The sequence below is a fragment of the Mesonia hippocampi genome (assembly GCF_014197445.1).
Lineage (GTDB): Bacteria > Bacteroidota > Bacteroidia > Flavobacteriales > Flavobacteriaceae > Mesonia > Mesonia hippocampi.
On the sequence record NZ_JACIFO010000001.1, the window covers coordinates 454,865 to 474,565 of the forward strand.

Here is a 19,701-nt window from a genome sequence, read left to right on the forward strand (position 1 = left end):
ACTTGAGCGACCCATAGGGTATTCTCGAACAACTTCTATATATCCTCAAAAATATATAACTTTTTAAGAAAAAACACTTAACTATATATTGTATTTTACTGTTTTTACAAAGTACGTTGAGGGTGCTTTTAGTTTGTGTCCAATGTTTTTATAAGAAATATTGGAGACATATTGGAGGTACATTGGACTTATATTGGACTCACCTTGTACTTATTAAACTAATCCCTATAAAAAAAGCCCTGGAAATTCCAGGGCTTTTTATTAACTATCTATGCTTTTATCAGCTATATAAAATTAAGCATTTTGCTTTTTTATTAAATTTAAAGCAGAACCTTCTTTAAACCATTCTATCTGACCTTCGTTGTAAGTATGGTTTACTACAATAGTGTCTTTAGAACCATCTGCATGAACCACCTCTATCGTTAAAGGTTTACCTGGGGCAAATTTATCTAAATCTAAGAAGTTAAAAGTATCATCTTCTTGAATTAAATCATAATCTGCTTCATTAGCAAATGTTAAGCCTAGCATTCCTTGTTTTTTAAGGTTTGTTTCGTGTATACGTGCAAAAGATTTTACAATTACCGCAGCAACCCCTAAATGGCGAGGCTCCATAGCTGCATGTTCACGTGAAGAACCTTCACCATAGTTATGGTCTCCTACAACAACTGTTTTAATTCCTTTTGCTTTATATTCACGCTGTACTTTAGGTACTGCATCGTATTCTCCTGTTAATTGGCTTTTTACGAAATTTGTTTTCATATTAAATGCATTAACTGCACCAATCAACATGTTGTTAGAGATATTATCTAAATGCCCACGGTAACGCAACCAAGGTCCAGCCATAGAAATATGGTCGGTAGTACATTTCCCATGTGCTTTTATCAATAATTTAGCGCCTTCTATTTTATTTCCTAATGGAGTAAATGGCGTTAATAATTCTAAACGGTCAGAATTAGGGTCTACCACTACTTCTACACTACTTCCGTCGGCTTTAGGTGCAATATATCCTGCTTCTTCTACAGCAAAACCTTTAGGAGGTAATTCCCATCCTGTTGGCTCGTCTAATTTTACTTCTTCCCCATTTTCATTAATCAATGTATCGGTAATAGGGTTAAAATCTAAACGTCCTGAAATGGCAATAGCAGCAACCATTTCTGGTGAAGCTACAAAGGCGTGTGTATTTGGGTTTCCATCTGCTCTTTTAGCAAAGTTACGGTTAAAAGAGTGTACAATGGTGTTTTTAGGCGCATTTTTTGGGTCTTCATAACGTCCCCACTGCCCTATACATGGCCCGCATGCGTTGGTAAATATTTTTGCGTCTAAATTTTCAAATACATCTAAGATTCCATCTCTATCGGCTGTATAGCGTACTTGTTCTGAACCTGGGTTAATACCAAATTCTGCTTTTGTTTTTAATCCTTTATCGATAGCTTGTTGTGCAATAGAAGCGGCACGCGATAAATCTTCGTAAGAAGAGTTTGTACAAGAACCTATTAATCCCCACTCTACTTGTAAAGGCCAATCGTTAGTTTTCGCTTTTTCGGTCATACTTGAACCTACTTCTGTAGCTAAATCTGGCGTAAAAGGTCCGTTTAAGTGTGGTTTTAATTCATCTAAATTAATTTCGATTACTTCATCGAAATATTGTTCAGGATTAGCATATACTTCAGGATCTGCAGTTAGGTAATCTTTAATTTCGTTTGCTGCATCGGCAACTTCACTTCTATCAGTAGCGCGTAAATAACGCTCCATAGACTCATCATATCCAAAGGTTGAAGTGGTAGCTCCAATTTCGGCTCCCATATTACAGATAGTACCTTTACCTGTACATGACATAGCTTTAGCACCTTCTCCAAAATATTCTACAATAGCTCCGGTACCTCCTTTTACGGTAAGAATCCCTGCTACTTTTAAAATTACATCTTTTGGAGCTGTCCATCCTGATAATTTACCGGTTAATTTTACACCTATCATTTTAGGGAATTTTAACTCCCAAGGCATTCCTGCCATAACATCTACGGCATCGGCACCTCCTACACCAATAGCTACCATTCCTAAGCCTCCGGCGTTAACGGTATGTGAGTCTGTACCAATCATCATTCCTCCTGGGAATGCATAATTTTCTAACACTACTTGGTGAATAATACCTGCTCCTGGTTTCCAGAAACCTATTCCATATTTATTAGAAACGGATTCTAAGAAATTAAAAACCTCGTTACTGGTGTTAAGCGCTGTTTGTAAATCTTTATCTGCCCCTATTTTAGCTTGTATCAAGTGGTCACAATGTACGGTAGTTGGTACGGCTACTTTATCTTTACCAGCTTGCATAAATTGCAAAAGTGCCATTTGTGCTGTAGCATCCTGGCAAGCAATACGGTCTGGAGAAAAGTTTACATAATCTACACTACGTTTGTAGGCTTGTGTAGGTTCTCCATCCCAAAGGTGGGCGTAAAGTATTTTTTCTGCCAAGGTTAAAGGTTTGCCTGTAATTTCACGGGCTTTATCTATGCGTTTTGCCATATTCGCATAGACATTTTTAATCATGTCGATATCAAATGCCATAGAGTTTTATTTTTTTGAGTGTAGGCGAATTTAAGTAAATTAAAAGACTTTCAAAAATATGCACCAAAATACATATTTTTCTAAAATATATTCACTAAACTATATTTTTTATAATTTTAACCTAAAAAAATTAGCAATCTAAATATTTTTTCAAAAAAATAGCTAATTATAAAACTTTTAGCCATTAATTATGTTTTGAAATTAAGGTTAATTTATATTTAATCTAAATAGATTTTTTAGTGTTTTAAAGTATTTTTTCAATAATCATCCCTTCGGTTAAGCCTTCTGCTTCGGCTTTATAATTTTTAAGGATTCTGTGCTGCAAAATTCCTTCTGCTACTGCTTGCACATCGCTGATATCTGGAGAGAATTTTGAGTTTATTGCCGCGTGTGTTTTAGCTGCTAAAATAAGATTTTGCGAAGCCCTTGGCCCTGCTCCCCAATCGATATATTCTTTAATGATGTTTGGAGCATCGGCAGATTTTGGTCTGGTTTTTCCTACCAACCTAACGGCATATTCTATAACATTATCTGCTACAGGAATACGCCTAATAAGTTCTTGTATTTTTATAATCTCTTGTGCCGAAAACAAGGTGTCTACCGTATTTGTTTTATGGGTGGTTGTGCTTTTTACCACATCTACTTCTTCTTGAAAAGTGGGGTAATCTAATTGAATAGAAAACATAAACCTATCTAATTGCGCTTCGGGCAATGGGTATGTACCTTCTTGTTCTATAGGGTTTTGCGTAGCTAGTACAAAGTAAGGTTTTTCTAATTTATAGTTGGTTCCGCTAACGGTTACCGTTTTTTCTTGCATGGCTTCTAAAAGTGCCGCTTGTGTTTTTGGCGGAGTTCGGTTAATCTCATCTGCCAAAACAATATTGGCAAAAATAGGGCCTTTTATAAATTTAAAATTACGATTATCGTCTAGAATTTCTGAACCTAAGATATCGCTAGGCATTAAATCTGGTGTAAACTGAATGCGTTTAAAATCTAGCCCCAAGGTTTTTGCTATGGTGTTTACCATTAAGGTTTTTGCCAAACCAGGAACTCCTATTAACAAGGCATGCCCGCCAGAAAATATAGCCAGTAAAATTTGGTCAACTACTTTTTCTTGACCTATAATTACTTTAGAAATTTCTGTTTTTAATTGCTTGTGCTTTTCGACTAAGTTTTTGATAGCAGCTACGTCCGACATAAGTTTAATTTTTTAACCAGTTGCTTTCAAATTCACAATCTCTATATTTTCCGTTAATCTTAATATAGGTTTCTTCTATTTTTTCTGTTTGCCAACGTTGTACTTCTTTTAATTGCTTTTTTTGAAGTGCTAATTGTTTAATTTTTGTGTAATCTTTGGCATAATCAGCCACATGCTCTGGGTATTTTTCAATTACGGTAATAATTTTAAAAAAGCGTCTACCCGTACGAGTTTGGTCGGTAAGTACAATAGATACTTCTCCTTTCTTAAGGTTGTTTACTTTATCGTAAATAAGCGGATCTATATCGGTAAGCTCAAAGCGTGTATCGCCACTTTTAGGGTTGATAAGTTTCCCTCCATCTCCTCTGGTTTCTTCTTCGTCTGAATAGCGTCTTGCAGCGGCATCGAAAGTTATTTTCCCATCGATTATGTTCTGACGGATACTGTCTATTTTTTGTTTCGCAGCTTCTACGGTTTTGTTGGTTACCTTAGGAATTAATATAATGTGACGAATATCTAAGTTTTGACCTCTTACCTTATCTACCTGAACAATGTGATAACCAAATTGCGATTTAAATGGTTTGCTTACCTCTCCTTCACGAAGGCTAAAGGCTATTTGCTTAAAATCTTTATCTAAGGGATCGTCTCTTTTTATACTCATTTTCCCTCCTTTACCACTTGTTCCATCCTGAGAGTAAAGTACAGCTTTTGTTGCAAAACTCGCTCCGTTGTTTACGATATCGTTTCGCATCTCATTTAGTTGGTCGATTACTTTTTGCACTTCTTCTTGTGGCACTTCGGGTTTAATAACCAATTGTGCTATTTCTACTTCATCGCCAAAGGTAGGGCGTTCATCTGCTGGGATGTTATCAAAAAACAAACGTACTTCTTCTGGGGTTACTTCTACTTCCGAAACTACTTTTTCCTGCATGTTTGAGGTAAGTACACGTTCTTTGTTGATTTCGATAAGGGTTTCTCTAAGTTCTTGTTCGGTGTCTTTTCTATAAAATTCCAACATTTTATCTACACTTCCCAATTGCTCTTTCATGTGGGCAATTTGTTGGTCTACTTGCGAGCCTATTTGTAAATCTGATACTACAATTGTAGTGTCTAACTTCCCGTGGTGTGCATAAAGTTTATTTTCCATCATTCTGCCGGCAAGTTGGCAGTCGGTAATTCCTTTAATTCCTTGGTTAGTTACATCCTGACGCATTTTTTGGATATCGCTTTCTAGAATTAAGTAATCGCCAATAACGGCGGCTACTCCATCTGCTTTATAGCGTTGAAATGTTTTTGATGTAGTATCTGTTTTTAATTGGTGTTTATTAATGGCATTTGCCTCTGTAATAACCAATGTGGTATCTGTTTGTGCTGCTACAAAAGAACTAATACCTAGGCCTATAACCGTAAATAGAAGTTTATAATTAATAGATTTCAAATTTTTTGTTTTTAAGTGCATCTTCTCTTATTTCTTTTTCTAGTTTTTTAGAAAACTCTAATTTTCTTTTGTTTAGTATAATTTGCTTTACCGTTGGCACAACATAGGTTAACGGAGCGGTTTCGTTTACTCGCCTGATGTCGTTTATTTTTATCAAAAATACGCCTAAAGAGTCTTCAAGTTGCAAATATTTGTCTTTTTTTAGTTTTTCATCTATTGTTTTTGAGCTTAACGGTGGTATTTTCTCTGCAATAGATTTTTTAGAGATCCATAAAGAATCATCTAATGAATAACTTATGTATTTTAAACTCTCATGCTTAAGGTAAGCAACATCTTCTTCTTTATAATTTTTAAAAGCTTTTTCTAATTTTTCCTGATGGATATTAGAGTTTGCAAAGTAAATGTATCGGAGTTTAATTAAATCCTGATTTAACTTAAAGTTTTGTTTATTATTTTCGTAATAGGTTTCTATCTCTTGCGTTGTAACCAGCGTATCGAGCTGTTTACTTATCAAAACATCTTTATAGGCTTCTGTATAAAGTTGTTTTTTATAATCTTCTATAAGTTTAGTAAACTTTTTAAGCTGTGATTGGGGTAAATTTATTTTTGCTTGGTCGGTTAGCAATTGGTTTGTTGCCCAGTTGTTAATGTAATTATTAACTAAAAGAATACTATCTTCTTTGGTGTAAGTTTCTGGCAACACCAATTTAATATCTTTTTTATATAAGTAAGCATCGTTTACTCTTGCAAGCGAAGTTGGCTCTTTTTGTACTGTAAATAAATTACAGCTAGTAAAACTAAATATTATAATGATATGTAGGCCTATCCTATTCAAGCTGCTGCTGAAGTTTTCTTAAGGTTTCTTGGTTTGTTTTTAAGTTATAACGCTGATGTAATTCCTTTACTAATTCTTGTTCAAGCTCTTCTTGTAATTCGCTAATTACTTTCCCTTTTACGGCAGAAAATGCTAATGCTTGCGCAGGAACTTCTTCGTATAAATTAATTACTACAAACATAGTATTATTTTTATAGATTTCGGATACTTTTTCGGCTGGGGTATATGCTTTAGGGATTTTAGAACTATTTACAGGAAAAACTCCTTGGGTATAAACTACATTATATTTATGGTTAATCTCCTGTGGGTCTTTTCCTTTTCGCAAGGCTTTTTGTATTTTCTTGGCTTCCTTTTTTGTAGGAGAAGCATACATATCTATGTTATACGATTGTGAGCTAACATACTTATTTTGATGGGTTTTATAATATTCTTTTTGCGCTAAAGTATCTTGCTGGGCTTTATTCCAAACTTGTTTCTGAAGCAATTCAAAAACCAGCATGCCTTTTTTATAAGACAGTAATTTGTTGCGGTAATCACTATCGTAGGTAAATAAATACTTTTTATAATCAGTTAATAGTTTTTCGGTTTTAAACATTTCCTCAATAGCATTTACACGCTTAGCTTCGGGCAAATTTTGTACTTTTCTCCAGTTATTTTCTGCATAAGTGAGAAAATCCTGATAGGTATATTGCTCCTCTCCTATTTTAAGGTATAATTTTTCTGCAGGAAAATCAGTATATTCTTTACTTTCCAGTAATGTGGTAAGGTGTTGCGCAAAATACTTTTCATCTGCTGCGTAGGTAATACGATTGGCCTGTGCTATTTTTAAGCTGTCTACAAGCTTGTTCTGAATTTGTTTTGCTCTCCCACTTTGTTTTAACTGCTGGTATAAATCTGGTTTTTCTTCCTCATAGCTTAATATGGGATTGTTTTCTAGCAATTTTATTAAATGCCAACCGTACTCACTTTTAAAAGGTTTGGTATAAGTTCTTTCTTTTTCCAACAAAAATGCTTGTGTCGAAAAAACTTCTGGACGTAACATTCGGCGTGTAAACACACCAAATTCGCCTCCTTTTTTTACCGATGCTTTATGGTCGCTGTATTCTTTTGCTAACACCGAAAATTCTTCCCCTTTTTCTAATAAATCATAAAGCATATAAGCTTCTTTTTGGGCATTAGCTAACGAGTCTTCTTGAATAAATATATGTGCTATTCTACGACTTCCTTCATTTTCTCTTTCGTTATGCACCTTGATAATATGATAGCCAAAACGTGTTTTTACAGGAGCCGATATTTCTCCTACAGGAGTTTGGTATGCAGCGGTTTCAAATGGATAAACCATATCAAATACCGAAAACCATCCTAAATATCCGGCATTGCTTTTCGCAGAAGAATCGTCTGAAAATTCCTTAGCCATTTCCTTAAAATCTGCTCCTTTTTGTAACTGCTCGGCTATATCTTTTGCTTTTTTGTAAGCAGCTAATGTATCCGAAGCATCAGGTGTAGCTATAAGAATATGACTAGCTTCCAATTCTTTAAGCTTTCTGCTATAAGTCTCTTTTATCATATTATCCTTTACAGGGCCTTGGGTAATATAATTGTTAAAAAAGTTATCTTCAAAATTTGTATATTCTTTTTTAAAGCTAGCCAATGTATCTAAACCTAAGCGTTCTGCTTCGTGTGCTTTGAGTTGATAATCTCTAAATAGCGGAAAATAATTATTTACTTTATGCTGTTCATCGGCAAAAAGCTCGGTATTTTGCTTAAACATATATGTAAACTCATCAGCATAAACATTCGTGTTTTCTATCTGCAACAACCAAGTTTCTTTTTCCTGAGCTATCCCCGAAAAACAACACAGTACTCCTAAAAATCCTATTATTTTATTCATTTCCTTAAAATTGATGGTAAAAATATAAAATCTGTCTGGTATTACAAGTTAAGTTTTTAAAGCTTTATTTTATTAGCCTATTAAAAAGATTACTTTTGTTATTTTGCCTGTATCTATGAAAACAATTTCTCCTAATTTAGCCCTTAGTTTTTCTAAAAACCCAGAAATAGAATGCGGAACTGATGAAGCTGGACGTGGCTGCCTTGCTGGCCCCGTAACAGCAGCAGCGGTATGTTTGCCTAAGCATTTTTGTTTAGAAATGCTTACCGACTCTAAACAATTGTCTGAAAAAAAACGCTTTCTTTTAAAACCCCTTATCGAGGAAAAAGCCATTAGCTTTGGCGTTACTCATGTGATGATGGAAGAAATTGACGAAATTAACATCCTAAATGCATCGATTACAGCCATGCATCGCTCTATAAAGCAACTTAAACATACCCCAGAATTAATTCTTGTAGATGGCAATAAGTTTAAGCCTTACAACGATATTAAACACGAATGCATTATAAAAGGCGACGCAAAGTTTTTAAGTATTGCAGCGGCTTCTGTATTGGCAAAAACATATAGAGATTTATATATGGAAAAAATACACGAAGAATTCCCGATGTATAATTGGAAAAAGAACAAAGGTTACCCTACTAAAGAGCATCGAGCGGCCATTGCAAAATACGGCATTACAAAATATCACCGAAAAAGTTTTAAACTTTTACCAGAGCAGCTTAACCTTGAGCTTTAAAATGTTTCTAGCTTTATTTTCGGGTTTATTTTATACTTTTGTAATTAATCACATCCACATCTAAAATAAGAGTTCTTAGTTCTATGAAGAAGTTTATCGTGTTTTCTCTTTTTGTTATCCTGTTTTCTGCATGCCAAAACGAAACAAAACCACCTTCAGCCTTAAATCAATTTATACCTTCGCAAACTGCTTTAATTCTAGAATCTGACGATTTAAATGAGTTAAGCGAAAAAATAAACGAAAATAGCTTTTCTAAAGCAAATGCAAACTTGCCCTTTTTTAGCTACCTAAAAGATAAGCTTAACCTTATTGCCGATGTTGAGTTAAACCAAGAAAGCTACATAAGCTTTAGTAAAGTAGGCCGAAAAGAAATAGCCACTACCCTAATAACAAAACAGCAGTTAATAGATACGGCAAAGGATATTAAAAAATTTACATACGATGGGTTGGAAATTCATCAGCAGAAACTAGGTGAAAATAATATATTTATCAGCTTATTGAACGATACTTATATTGCAAGTACTTCTAAATTAGTGATTGAAGATGTGATTAGGAAATTTAACAACGATTTACCTACAGATAAAGATTTTGAAAAAATACAAAATACCACTTCTAGTAAACACTCTCTTTACATCAATCACCAATACACACAACAATTATGGGAAACACTGTTGCCTAATTTAAACAACAGTTATACCAAACGTTTAAGCTTATGGACTGCCGTAGATATTTATTTATCTGATAAAAGCATACAATTAACTGGAGTTTCTCAAGCCCCAGACAGCAGTTACCTGCTTAACTTATTTAAAGGAAATGAACCCCAAAAATCTGAAATTGCTGCAATTACGCCTTTAAATGCGCGTGGCTTTTTTAGCTTTACCTATTCCGATTACGAAAAACTACAGCTTGCTTTAGAGAAATACCGCAATAAAGATTTACCCGATACCAACAAAAGTATTTACAACCACGCTAACGAGATAGGTATTATTTATTTTAGCCAAGCCCAAGCTGTTGCATTAAATACATTAGATGCAGACAACGACACCAGTATATTACCTAGTCTTTTAACTGCCGAAAAAAAATATAGAGGCATCCCGATGTTTCGTTTTTCTAAACCTCAGATGTTCTATCAAGATTTGTACCCACTTATTACGCAGAAAAATTTAAATTATGCTTGTAAAATTGATGATTTCTATGTTTTTGCAGAAAAAAAGGAGAGCTTAGAAAATATTATTGCAAATTACCAAAACACCACCGTATTAGGTAGCCAAGCATACTATGAAAACCTTACAACGCAACTTACCGAAAAAGCTTCGATGCTACTTATTGGGATTAACGAAAACCTAAAACTACCTATAAGTAAAACTGTTGATGCAAAATGGACTAAAAACTACAATAAAATAAAATTTAATAATTATAAACTCAACGCTAGCCAATGGGTTTATGAACATAATTTTGCCCATTTAAACTTTTTGCTAACCGAGACCGACGCAAACCAAGTTTCTAACAACGCTGTAGTACAGATAAACAACATTAAAGTTCCTGAGAAACTTCTAAGTCAACCTATATTTTTTACCAACTGGAAAACCAAAACAAAAGATATTGCTATACAAGGCGTCTCTAACACCTTATATATGTATAACTATAAAGGGGAATTACGTTGGAAAAAAGCTTTAGACGGTAGAATTCTTGGCGATATTCAAGAGATAGACATTTATAGCAACGGACGTTTACAAATGGCATTTGCTACCCAAGATAAAGTATATATTTTAACCAAGGATGGTAAAGAAGTTAGTCCGTTTCCACTTTCGTTTAAAGATAAAATCACACAACCACTAGCTGTTTTTGATTATGATAATAACGGAAAATACAGGTTTCTAGTTACGCAAAACAACAATGTTCTTATGTATGATAAGGAAGGAAAAAACATAAAAGGTTTTAAGTTTGAAACTACAAAAAGCGAGATTAAAAAAGCCCCAAAGCACATCCGTATAGGTAAAAAAGATTATATTATAATTCCTGAAGAAAACGGAAAACTACATATTGTAAACCGTGTAGGAAAAACACGTGTTCCCGTAAAGGAGCAAATAACTTTTTCTGATAATGAATGGTATTTATATAAAAATAAATTTACATCGACCAATAAGAAAGGGGATTTAATCCAGGTTGACCAAGAAGGGAAATTACAAGCTTCTGCTTTAAATTTAGCCGAAAACCACTCTATGGTAGCAACCCCTAAAAGTCTTGCTCATTTTTCTGAAAATACATTAACCATAAAAGGGAAAAATATAAATGTAGATTACGGGTTATACAGTAAGATAGCGGTTTTTTATATAGATAATAAGCTTTATTTTAGCATTACCGATACCCAAAGCAATAAGGTTTATTTATTAGACAGTAATGCGAAACTAATTCCTGGCTTCCCTATTTATGGGCGTTCTCAAATCAGTTTATCAAATGTAGACAATCGCGGACGTTTAGAATTTTGTGTATTGGGCGAAGAGAATAGCATTTTACTTTATCAGCTAGAGTAAGTAGACCAACTTAATAGATAAAAAACCGTTTTAAGAACTTTCTTAAAACGGTTTTTTACTTATAGCAAATTACTAACTCACTTTTAGCTTACAAATTCGGTTTCGAATAGTGCTTTAAAATGCTTCAGTAATTTTTCTTCTACTTCTTGCATAGGAATTTCTTCTTTACCTAATTCTACATTGAGCGATGTTACGGCTTTATCGTTAATTCCACAAGGAACAATATTATCAAAATAACCAAGGTTTGCGTTTACATTTAAGGCAAAGCCATGCATGGTAACCCAACGGCTAGCCCTAACTCCCATTGCACATATTTTACGTGCAAAAGGCGTGCCCACATCTAGCCAAACTCCGGTTTCTCCTTTGCTTCGTTCGGCTTTTACACCATACTCTGCTAGGGTTAAAATCACCATTTCTTCGAGTAAACGTAAGTATTTATGAATATCGGTAAAAAAGTTCTCTAAGTCTAAAATAGGATAACCTACTATTTGCCCTGGACCATGGTAGGTAATATCTCCTCCTCTGTTTATTTTATAAAATGTAGCTCCTTTTTCGGCTAATTTCTCTTCGCTTAATAACAGGTTTTTTATATCGCCACTTTTCCCTAGAGTATATACATGGGGATGCTCTACCAACAAAAAATAGTTTGGTGTTTGTTCTTGTTTGTTTTCGCGTCGGTTTTGTATTTTTTTATCAAGAATTTTCTGGAACAATTCTTCTTGAAAGTCCCATGTTTCTTTATAATCTTTCTTCCCTAAATTTAGGAGCTCTATTTTTTTATTCAAACCAAAAATAATTTAAGTTTATCTTTTCAATTCTACCTTGATGTCTAAGATAGAAGGATCTTTCATATAGCTTTTCATACTAACTTCATAAAACAATGTTTTTTTGTTCTTAGAGAGTTTTATTTTATCATCTTTAGAAGTTGAGCGTATTTTATGAGGAAAAGTATAGGCTATACCATACGTTGAACTTGCATAATACATGCTTTGGGCACTTGCCTTTTCTAATTGTTCTTTATAAGCTACACTATCGGTAATGGTTGTTTTACGTATAAAGGTTTTTCCTTTAAAACTGTATGCGGTTTTATAAGGCAAGTTTTTTAAAGGCATGGTAGCGGTTTCATTTGTTTCTACCTCTTCTTTATCTTTTGGTTTTAAGAGCATAAGCTTGTCATAAACTTTAAAAAGATCTTTAATTTCAGAAACATTTTTAAAATCTTTATACATATCTATCTCCATAATTTCTTCTTCTTTATCATACAGAAGGCGAGAAGTATATAGGCTTAACTCTTTAAGTAAAGCTCTATCTGCTTCAGAATAACGTTGTAACTCTTCATCATTTAAAATATCTTTCATAACCATTACGGAATCTATCCGTGCATCGCCTTCACTTGTATCGTCTAATCCAGCAGCAAGCTCCATCATTTTACTCGCATCAGTAATTAAGTTTACTTTTCCACTTCCATCTTTTTTAATAATAATTTGTTCGGTATAATTACAAGAAAAAAGACTTATGCTAAGCATTAGCCCTACTAAAAACTGAAGTTTATTTTTCATCAATTGATTATTTATCTGGGTTATTTAAAATAATTAACGCTGCAATAACTCCTGGAATCCACCCAAAAAGCGTCAGGATAAAAACAATAAGTATAGAGCCACAACCTTTATCTATAATAGCCAAAGGCGGAAAAAGTATTGCAAAAAGCACCCTCCAAAAACTCATATTGTTTTTTATACAAAAATACAACATTATGTCCGTTTGGATAGCCTATATAAGCTTAAAAAATAGTTTAAAACAGAAATATTGCTTTTTAAGTACACATAACATTTAACTTTTAGCTATTTGTAATTATCTTTGCTTCTTTTTAAAACAAAAGCAGAATTTATATGCAATTATCTGAACAAGAACGCGTACGTAGAGAGAAGCTCTCTACCCTTAGAGAATTAGGCATAGAGCCTTATCCTGCCAAAATGTACCCTGTAAATTTTACTACGGATAAGATAAAGAAGGAATTTAAAGAGAAACAGCCTGTAATTATTGCTGGTAGATTGATGTCTAGACGTATTCAAGGAAAAGCTTCTTTTGCAGAACTGCAAGATGCTAATGGGCGCATTCAGGTATATTTTAACCGAGACGAAATTTGCCCCGAAGAAGATAAGACTTTATACAACGAGGTATATAAAAAGCTACTCGATATTGGTGATTTTATAGGAATTGAAGGCGAGCTATTTACTACACAAGTAGGCGAAAAAACGGTAATGGTAAAAAACTTTACTTTATTAAGCAAAGCGCTTAAACCCTTACCTTTACCCAAAGTAGATGCCGATGGAAATATACATGATGAGTTTAACGACCCCGAAATGCGTTACCGCCAACGTTATGCAGATTTGGTAGTAAACCCACACGTAAAAGAAATTTTTATAAAGCGTACAAAGCTTTTTAATTCGATGCGAAGCTTTTTTAACGAGCAAGGCTATTTTGAGGTAGAAACCCCCATCTTACAAAATATTCCTGGAGGTGCTGCCGCAAGACCATTTGTAACCCATCACAACGCATTAGATATTCCTTTATATTTAAGAATTGCCAATGAACTCTATTTAAAAAGACTTATTGTTGGAGGTTTTGATGGGGTGTATGAATTTTCTAAAAACTTCCGTAATGAAGGGATGGACAGAACCCATAATCCTGAGTTTACAGCAATGGAAATCTATGTATCTTACAAAGACTACCATTGGATGATGGATTTTACAGAAAAGCTCTTAGAGCATTGTGCTACTGCCGTAAACGGAACCACAGAGGCAACCTTTGGTGAACACAAGGTAGATTTTAAAGCCCCTTACAAACGCATTAGCATGACCGATGCGATTAAACAATACACGGGCTACGATATTACAGGAAAAACCGAAGAACAATTACGTTCGGCAGCGCTCGAAATGGGTATCGAAGTAGATGAAACAATGGGAAAAGGCAAGCTAATTGATGAAATATTTGGTGAGAAATGTGAAGGAAACTTTATACAGCCAACCTTTATTACCGATTACCCCAAAGAAATGAGTCCGCTTTGTAAAAAACACCGCGACAATCCAGAACTTACCGAACGTTTTGAATTGATGGTATGCGGAAAAGAAATTGCCAATGCCTACTCTGAACTTAACGACCCGATAGACCAACGCGAGCGTTTTGAAGAGCAGCTACGCCTATCTGAAAAAGGAGATGATGAAGCCACACAATTTATAGATCAAGATTTTTTAAGAGCTTTAGAATATGGGATGCCCCCAACCTCTGGTTTAGGTATTGGAATGGATAGGTTACTAATGTTTTTAACCGATAATGCCTCTATACAAGAAGTATTATTTTTCCCACAAATGAAACCAGAACGCAAAGCCGTTGCCTTAACAGAGGAAGAAAAAACCGTATTAACCCTACTAAAAAAAGCTTCTCCTGTAGCCTTAGAACAATTAAAAACACAAGCTGGATTAAGCAATAAAAAATGGGATAAAGCACTAAAAGGACTTCGTAAACATGATTTAATAAGCATAGAAAAAAATGACGAAGGTATATTTGCCGCATTAGCCGATTAAACGCTTAAAAAACAAGCCGTAAACACCAGAGGAAGCAGTTTAAAATGCTTCCTCTTTTTTATTAGTACAACCAAGCCCTACTCCCTCTATTTATTATATTTTTACTATATTAGTAAAAAATTAACAATAAATCTTTTCACATTCCTCCATAAATGTAACTAAGATAAACGAAGTGTACAATAAAATTAAGATTTTGATTTCTATAAGAAAAATATGGCACCGCGGAACACTTAAAATTGGTATTTATTTTCCTTATACCAATTACAATAGTGCTATAAAAGAAAACTTATCACATATTGATGCTCAATTTTCTAAAACAAAAAACTGCTGGTATATTCCGTACACAAAGCAAGCTTACAAAAAGTTTAAACATTGCTTTGCAAACTACAAGATAGAAACTGTAACTACCACAAACAAGACAACCGCTAAAAAGCGAGATCATTTGCCCATAAGTACTTCTAATAAAGAAGCTACTGCCATGCAGCCTAAGGAAAAAAAAACTTTAGATTCTGCACATAAATCTGTACAAAAGATTGACCCCCGTTTGAAACTAAAAGTGCTACCAACTGTAGGAAAATATTGGGTTTTACAATGCCATTATGTAGAAAAATACATTAACAGGTTAAAAAAAGTAAAAGGTGTATATTGGAATAATCATCATAAAGTATATATGGTGTATAGGCATCCTAAAGTAAAACAAAATGTAGAAACTATTTTCGGAACGCTTTTATTTGATACTAACTTCTATAAAAAAGAAAAACAAAGCAATAACTTAAAAATTAATATTTTACCTTACGAAGCAGACACACGTTATATGTTGCTAAAATTTAGTAATAATTACCAATTAATAGAATGCTTAAAACGATTATCTCACAGCACTTATAGCAAAACAAAAAAAGCTTACTTACTCCCCGCAACCCCAGAAATGTATAAAGCCCTATTTTTACATACAGAAACACTTGGAGTAAAAATTACGACAACTTTACCAGAACAATATATTAAAAAGTCTAACTTTATAACTATAAAATCAAGAAAAATAACAAGAGTAAAACAACGGGTATTGGATATCGCGCCCTCACACACCAAAAATCAAGTAGAAGATTTAGTCAATATGCTTTTAGCAATGAATTACAGTAGCTCTACGCTAAAATCCTACACCAATGCATTTATTAATTTTTTAAAGTTTTATCATTATAAAAATCCTGAAGATATAACCAAAAAAGACGTGATAAACTATTTAGCAGAATATACCAGATTAGGGCAGACTTCCGCTAGTGGACACATGCTAGTAAATGCTTTAAAATTTTATTACAAAAATGTAAAAGAATGGGATGATGATTTATCTTTCATGAAACTTCCTAGACCCAAAAAAGAGAAAAAGCTTCCTGTTGTATTAAGCCAAAATGAATGCCAACGTATTTTTAAAGCAGTAAACCAACCCAAACATAAGCTTGTACTTTTACTGGCCTATGGAGCAGGATTACGAGTAAGCGAAGTTTGTGAGTTACAATGGCAACATATTGATAAAGAAAAACATCAAATATTAATAAAATCAGGAAAAGGAAAAAAAGATAGGCTTGTTATGCTCCCTTATGCAGTAATTGAATACATGGATATTTACCGTTCGCTTTACAACACCAAAAAATATGTTTTTGAAGGACGTATAAAAGGAGAACCCTACTCTACAGCAAGTGCAGGGAGTATAATGCGTAAAGCTGTAAAAAAAGCAGGATTGGATAAAAAAGTTGGAATCCATGCGCTAAGGCATAGTTTTGCAACTCATTTGTTAGAAAACGGAATAGACATTAGGTTTATACAAAAGTTTTTAGGCCATACAAGTATTAAAACCACCACTATTTATACCCATGTTAGCAACAACACTTATTCGAAAATTCTAAGTCCGCTAGACCAAATAAATCAAAAAAGAAAACCAAAAGACTAAAAAGTTATATATCTTTGAGGATATATACAAGTTGGCGGCAATGGTGATAAAAAATCGCGGAAGCGATTTTGAGCTTCTTTACGCGGACAAAAAAAGCGGATTAAAAACAAAACTAAAAGAACTTCATAGCTGCTCGCAAGCAAAACGCAAACAGTACGCTGAAAAAGAATAAAAGGACTTCCAAGCTTTGCGCTGACATCACTCAGTCTCAAAACTTACGGATGCAAACCACAGCAGCCAACAACGGCTATAGTTCATTGCTGCGTCGTTTTTTGCCTAATATTCCGGGATATTTGTTATCTTTCGTCCACGGCGGAAAAACCTTAACCCTTTTCCCTCGCAACAAACCATAGCCAAACCGTTGCCACACATTTAAAAAAAACACAACTTCAACAAATGAAATTTAGGCTTGTAATATTTATAATTACTCTATTTTTAAGCAATAGTCTTTTATATGCCAATGACAGTATTTCAAAATACTTGTTTTTTGAACCTCAAACAATCACTATCCAAAAAGATTCTACAGCAATAAGTCAACTACAAATAGGTGATTTACAGGATTTCATAAATTCAAGTATCCAAGAATCTTCAGCTGGAATTTGGAAGTTAAAAACATCTGCCGAGACTATAGACATCTTTTTTGAAATAAATGCAGAAATGCTCCATTATGATGCTTATACCTTAAAAATCAGTAAATCGAAAATACATCTTAATGCTAAAAATTTAAATGCATTACGTTATGGTAAACAAACATTGTTGCAGCTATTGGAATTCGTAAGATTAGAAGACAAACCACTTCCAAATATAATTATTGAAGATTGGGCCAATTTTCAAAAAAGGGGTTATATGCTGGACATAAGCAGGGATAAAGTTCCGACTATGAATAGCTTGTACTTTCTTATCGACCAATTGGCAGATTGGAGAATCAATGAATTACAGCTATATACCGAACATACCTTTGCATATAGAAACCATCAAAAAGTATGGAAAAATGCCAGTCCGTTAACAGCTCCTGAAATTCAAGCACTTGATGCTTATTGTTTAAAAAAGGGTATTGATTTAGTCCCAAATCAAAACTCCTTCGGACATATGGAGAATTGGTTGAAGCACGATGAATATTTGGATTTAAGCGAGTGCGAAACGGATTGTAAAACCATATGGGGTTCACGTAAACGTACGGCATTGGCACCAACAAATCCAAAATCCCTTGAATTGATGCAGGAATTATACACCGAATTACTGCCCAACTTCAGCAGTAAATATGCTAACATTGGTGGTGATGAAACTGTGGAGCTGGGACTCGGTAAATCAAAAAGTTTAAGCGAACAAATAGGCAAAGGTCAGGTGTACCTCAATTTCCTAAAAAAATTAAATGAAGAAATTATCAAAAACGGTAAACAGACCCAGTTTTGGGGCGATATTGTTTTAAATCATCCCGAACTTATAAAAGATATCCCCAAAAATATGACGGCATTGGTTTGGGGCTACGATGCCACCTATCCGTTTGATAAAAATCTCGCTCCATTTCAGGAGGCCAATTTGGATTTCTATGTATGTCCCGGGACTTCAAGTTGGCGTTCTGAAATTGGCAGAAACCACAATGCTTTTATCAATTTAAAGAATGCCGCCTTTGAAGGAAAGAAATATGGAGCCAAGGGCTATTTAATAACAGATTGGGGCGATTACGGACATTTTCAGCCTAAATCTGTGAGTTATGCTACTTTAGTTTTGGGAGCAAGCTACGCTTGGAACTATTCAGAAAAAACTTTGGATAATTTAGAATTTCTGTTGAACCACTATGTGTTTAATGATAAAACAGGTTACACTGCCAAAGCACTATTAACTTTAGGAAATGCCTATCTAAAAACAGGTATCCCAGAAGGCAATGCCAACGCTTTTCACCTAATGATCCGCAGATATACTTGGACAATGAACGGCCATTATCAAACCAAACATTTAAACGAAAAAGGTCTTTTGGCTGCTAAACTAGAAATTGAAAAAGGATTAGAAGAGCTTCAAAAAGCAGAACCAACTTCTAAAGATGCCAAAATTATTTTAAAAGAAGTAAAACAGGCTTCCCATTTAGCACTTTTTGGTATCCATCTTGGATTGGAACGATTAAAAGCCAAAGATATGAAGACTGAAAACATTCCGAAAAAGACAAGGCAAAAGCTGGCTCTTGAATTGGAAGGTCTTATAGAACATCATACTGCTATTTGGGTAGTAAGGAATCGGGAAGGTGGTTTGAGCGACTCTGTAAGTAAATTTGAAGACCTATTAAATTACTTGAAGAAATGACGGAAAAGGATAAAATGCTGAATGGAGAAAATTACAATTCCAGAGATTCGGAGTTGTTGAGAATGTACCACAAAGCCAGAAAGTTATTAAAAGAATACAACAATCTTGATTCTGAACTAACCAAAGAACGTGATCGAATTTTAAACCATCTTTTTGAATTTAAGGGAAAAGGGGTTTGGATAGAAACGCCATTTTTTTGCGATTATGGAGAAAACATCTCCATCGGAGAGAACACCTTTGTCAACACCAATTGTATGTTTTTAGACAATAATAAAATTAGCATCGGAAAAAATGGATTGATTGCACCCTATGTCCAAATATATACGGCAAGCCATCCTTTGAAAGCATCTGACCGAATAATTGAAAACAGAAACGAAACCCGTTATCTAACTTCAACAAAACCAGTTACTATTGGCGACAATGTGTGGATTGGCGGGAATTCTGTGATTTTTCCAGGCATAACTATTGGAAACAATGTAACAATTGGAGCAGGTAGTATAGTCACAAAAAGTATACCTGACAATGTCTTAGCCTATGGAAATCCTTGTGAAGTGAAAAAAGAATTAAAATAAAAACGTGTGGCAACATTGGTAACCGTTGCACAAGCCTATAATTTTGCCTAAATCGATTTTATATAAGCCGTTTTAAGCGGCTTTATTTTTTTACTAGTTGAGCGAATAGTT

Annotated in this window: 15 protein-coding genes; 7 read left to right on the top strand and 8 right to left on the bottom strand. The window is 34.2% G+C overall.

The window, feature by feature from the left end; genetic code table 11:
* Positions 1–294: 294 nt before the first annotated feature.
* The 5 genes from GGR32_RS02160 to GGR32_RS02180 all read right to left on the bottom strand — a co-directional run bounded on the left by GGR32_RS02160 (position 295) and on the right by GGR32_RS02180 (position 7,924).
* The gene (locus GGR32_RS02160; protein ID WP_183475878.1) at positions 295–2,562 is read right to left on the bottom strand and encodes an aconitate hydratase; all 2,268 of its coding nucleotides are present in this window, start codon (positions 2,560–2,562) and stop codon (positions 295–297) included.
* 244 nt (positions 2,563–2,806) lie between these two features.
* Positions 2,807–3,760, bottom strand: coding sequence for an AAA family ATPase (locus GGR32_RS02165; RefSeq protein ID WP_183475880.1), 954 nt, complete (start codon positions 3,758–3,760; stop codon positions 2,807–2,809).
* A 4-nt stretch (positions 3,761–3,764) separates the two neighbouring features.
* Positions 3,765–5,198 carry a peptidylprolyl isomerase gene (locus tag GGR32_RS02170; protein ID WP_343066411.1) on the bottom strand — a complete coding sequence of 478 codons (1,434 nt, stop codon included), beginning with the start codon at positions 5,196–5,198 and terminating at the stop codon, positions 3,765–3,767.
* Positions 5,185–6,033, bottom strand: a complete 849-nt coding sequence (locus tag GGR32_RS02175) for a peptidyl-prolyl cis-trans isomerase (RefSeq protein ID WP_183475884.1) — start codon at positions 6,031–6,033, stop codon at positions 5,185–5,187. The genes GGR32_RS02170 and GGR32_RS02175 overlap by 14 nt, the downstream gene beginning before the upstream one ends.
* Positions 6,026–7,924, bottom strand: coding sequence for a peptidylprolyl isomerase (locus GGR32_RS02180; RefSeq protein ID WP_183475885.1), 1,899 nt, complete (start codon positions 7,922–7,924; stop codon positions 6,026–6,028). Before GGR32_RS02180 ends, GGR32_RS02175 begins: the two co-directional genes overlap by 8 nt.
* Positions 7,925–8,039: 115 nt before the next feature.
* On the opposite strand from GGR32_RS02180, the gene GGR32_RS02185 reads away from it, so the two are divergent.
* On the top strand, positions 8,040–8,660 hold the full coding sequence (locus GGR32_RS02185) for a ribonuclease HII (protein WP_183475887.1): 621 nt from the start codon (positions 8,040–8,042) through the stop codon (positions 8,658–8,660).
* Positions 8,661–8,743: 83 nt separating this feature from the next.
* Entirely contained in the window at positions 8,744–11,194 is a 2,451-nt protein-coding gene (locus GGR32_RS02190; RefSeq protein WP_183475889.1) for an NHL repeat-containing protein, read from the top strand.
* A gap of 83 nt (positions 11,195–11,277) precedes the next feature.
* Here the strand turns inward: GGR32_RS02190 and lipB are convergent, their stop codons facing one another.
* From lipB to GGR32_RS02205, 3 genes are read right to left on the bottom strand one after another with little or no spacing between them, the layout of a single operon-like run.
* Positions 11,278–11,979 (bottom strand): lipoyl(octanoyl) transferase LipB, encoded by a 702-nt coding sequence (gene lipB, locus GGR32_RS02195; RefSeq protein WP_183475891.1) that lies wholly within the window; start codon positions 11,977–11,979, stop codon positions 11,278–11,280.
* Between the two features lie 18 nt (positions 11,980–11,997).
* A complete protein-coding gene (locus tag GGR32_RS02200; protein WP_183475893.1) occupies positions 11,998–12,753 on the bottom strand; it encodes a hypothetical protein in 756 nt (251 codons plus the stop codon).
* 7 nt (positions 12,754–12,760) lie between these two features.
* Positions 12,761–12,919: a YqaE/Pmp3 family membrane protein gene (locus GGR32_RS02205; protein WP_183475895.1), complete on the bottom strand. Its 159-nt coding sequence runs from the start codon at positions 12,917–12,919 to the stop codon at positions 12,761–12,763.
* Between the two features lie 164 nt (positions 12,920–13,083).
* On the opposite strand from GGR32_RS02205, the gene lysS reads away from it, so the two are divergent.
* From lysS to GGR32_RS02225, 5 genes are all read left to right on the top strand, one after another.
* Positions 13,084–14,778 carry a lysine--tRNA ligase gene (gene lysS, locus GGR32_RS02210; protein WP_183475897.1) on the top strand — a complete coding sequence of 565 codons (1,695 nt, stop codon included), beginning with the start codon at positions 13,084–13,086 and terminating at the stop codon, positions 14,776–14,778.
* Between the two features lie 193 nt (positions 14,779–14,971).
* Complete coding sequence (locus tag GGR32_RS02215) at positions 14,972–16,720, top strand: tyrosine-type recombinase/integrase (RefSeq protein ID WP_183475899.1); 1,749 nt, start codon at positions 14,972–14,974, stop codon at positions 16,718–16,720.
* Between the two features lie 40 nt (positions 16,721–16,760).
* On the top strand, positions 16,761–16,892 hold the full coding sequence (locus tag GGR32_RS12080; protein WP_281372595.1) for a hypothetical protein: 132 nt from the start codon (positions 16,761–16,763) through the stop codon (positions 16,890–16,892).
* A gap of 224 nt (positions 16,893–17,116) precedes the next feature.
* Complete coding sequence (locus GGR32_RS02220) at positions 17,117–19,018, top strand: beta-N-acetylhexosaminidase (protein ID WP_183475901.1); 1,902 nt, start codon at positions 17,117–17,119, stop codon at positions 19,016–19,018.
* Positions 19,015–19,590 (top strand): sugar O-acetyltransferase, encoded by a 576-nt coding sequence (locus tag GGR32_RS02225; protein ID WP_183475903.1) that lies wholly within the window; start codon positions 19,015–19,017, stop codon positions 19,588–19,590. Before GGR32_RS02220 ends, GGR32_RS02225 begins: the two co-directional genes overlap by 4 nt.
* The last annotated feature ends 111 nt before the right edge of the window (positions 19,591–19,701 follow it).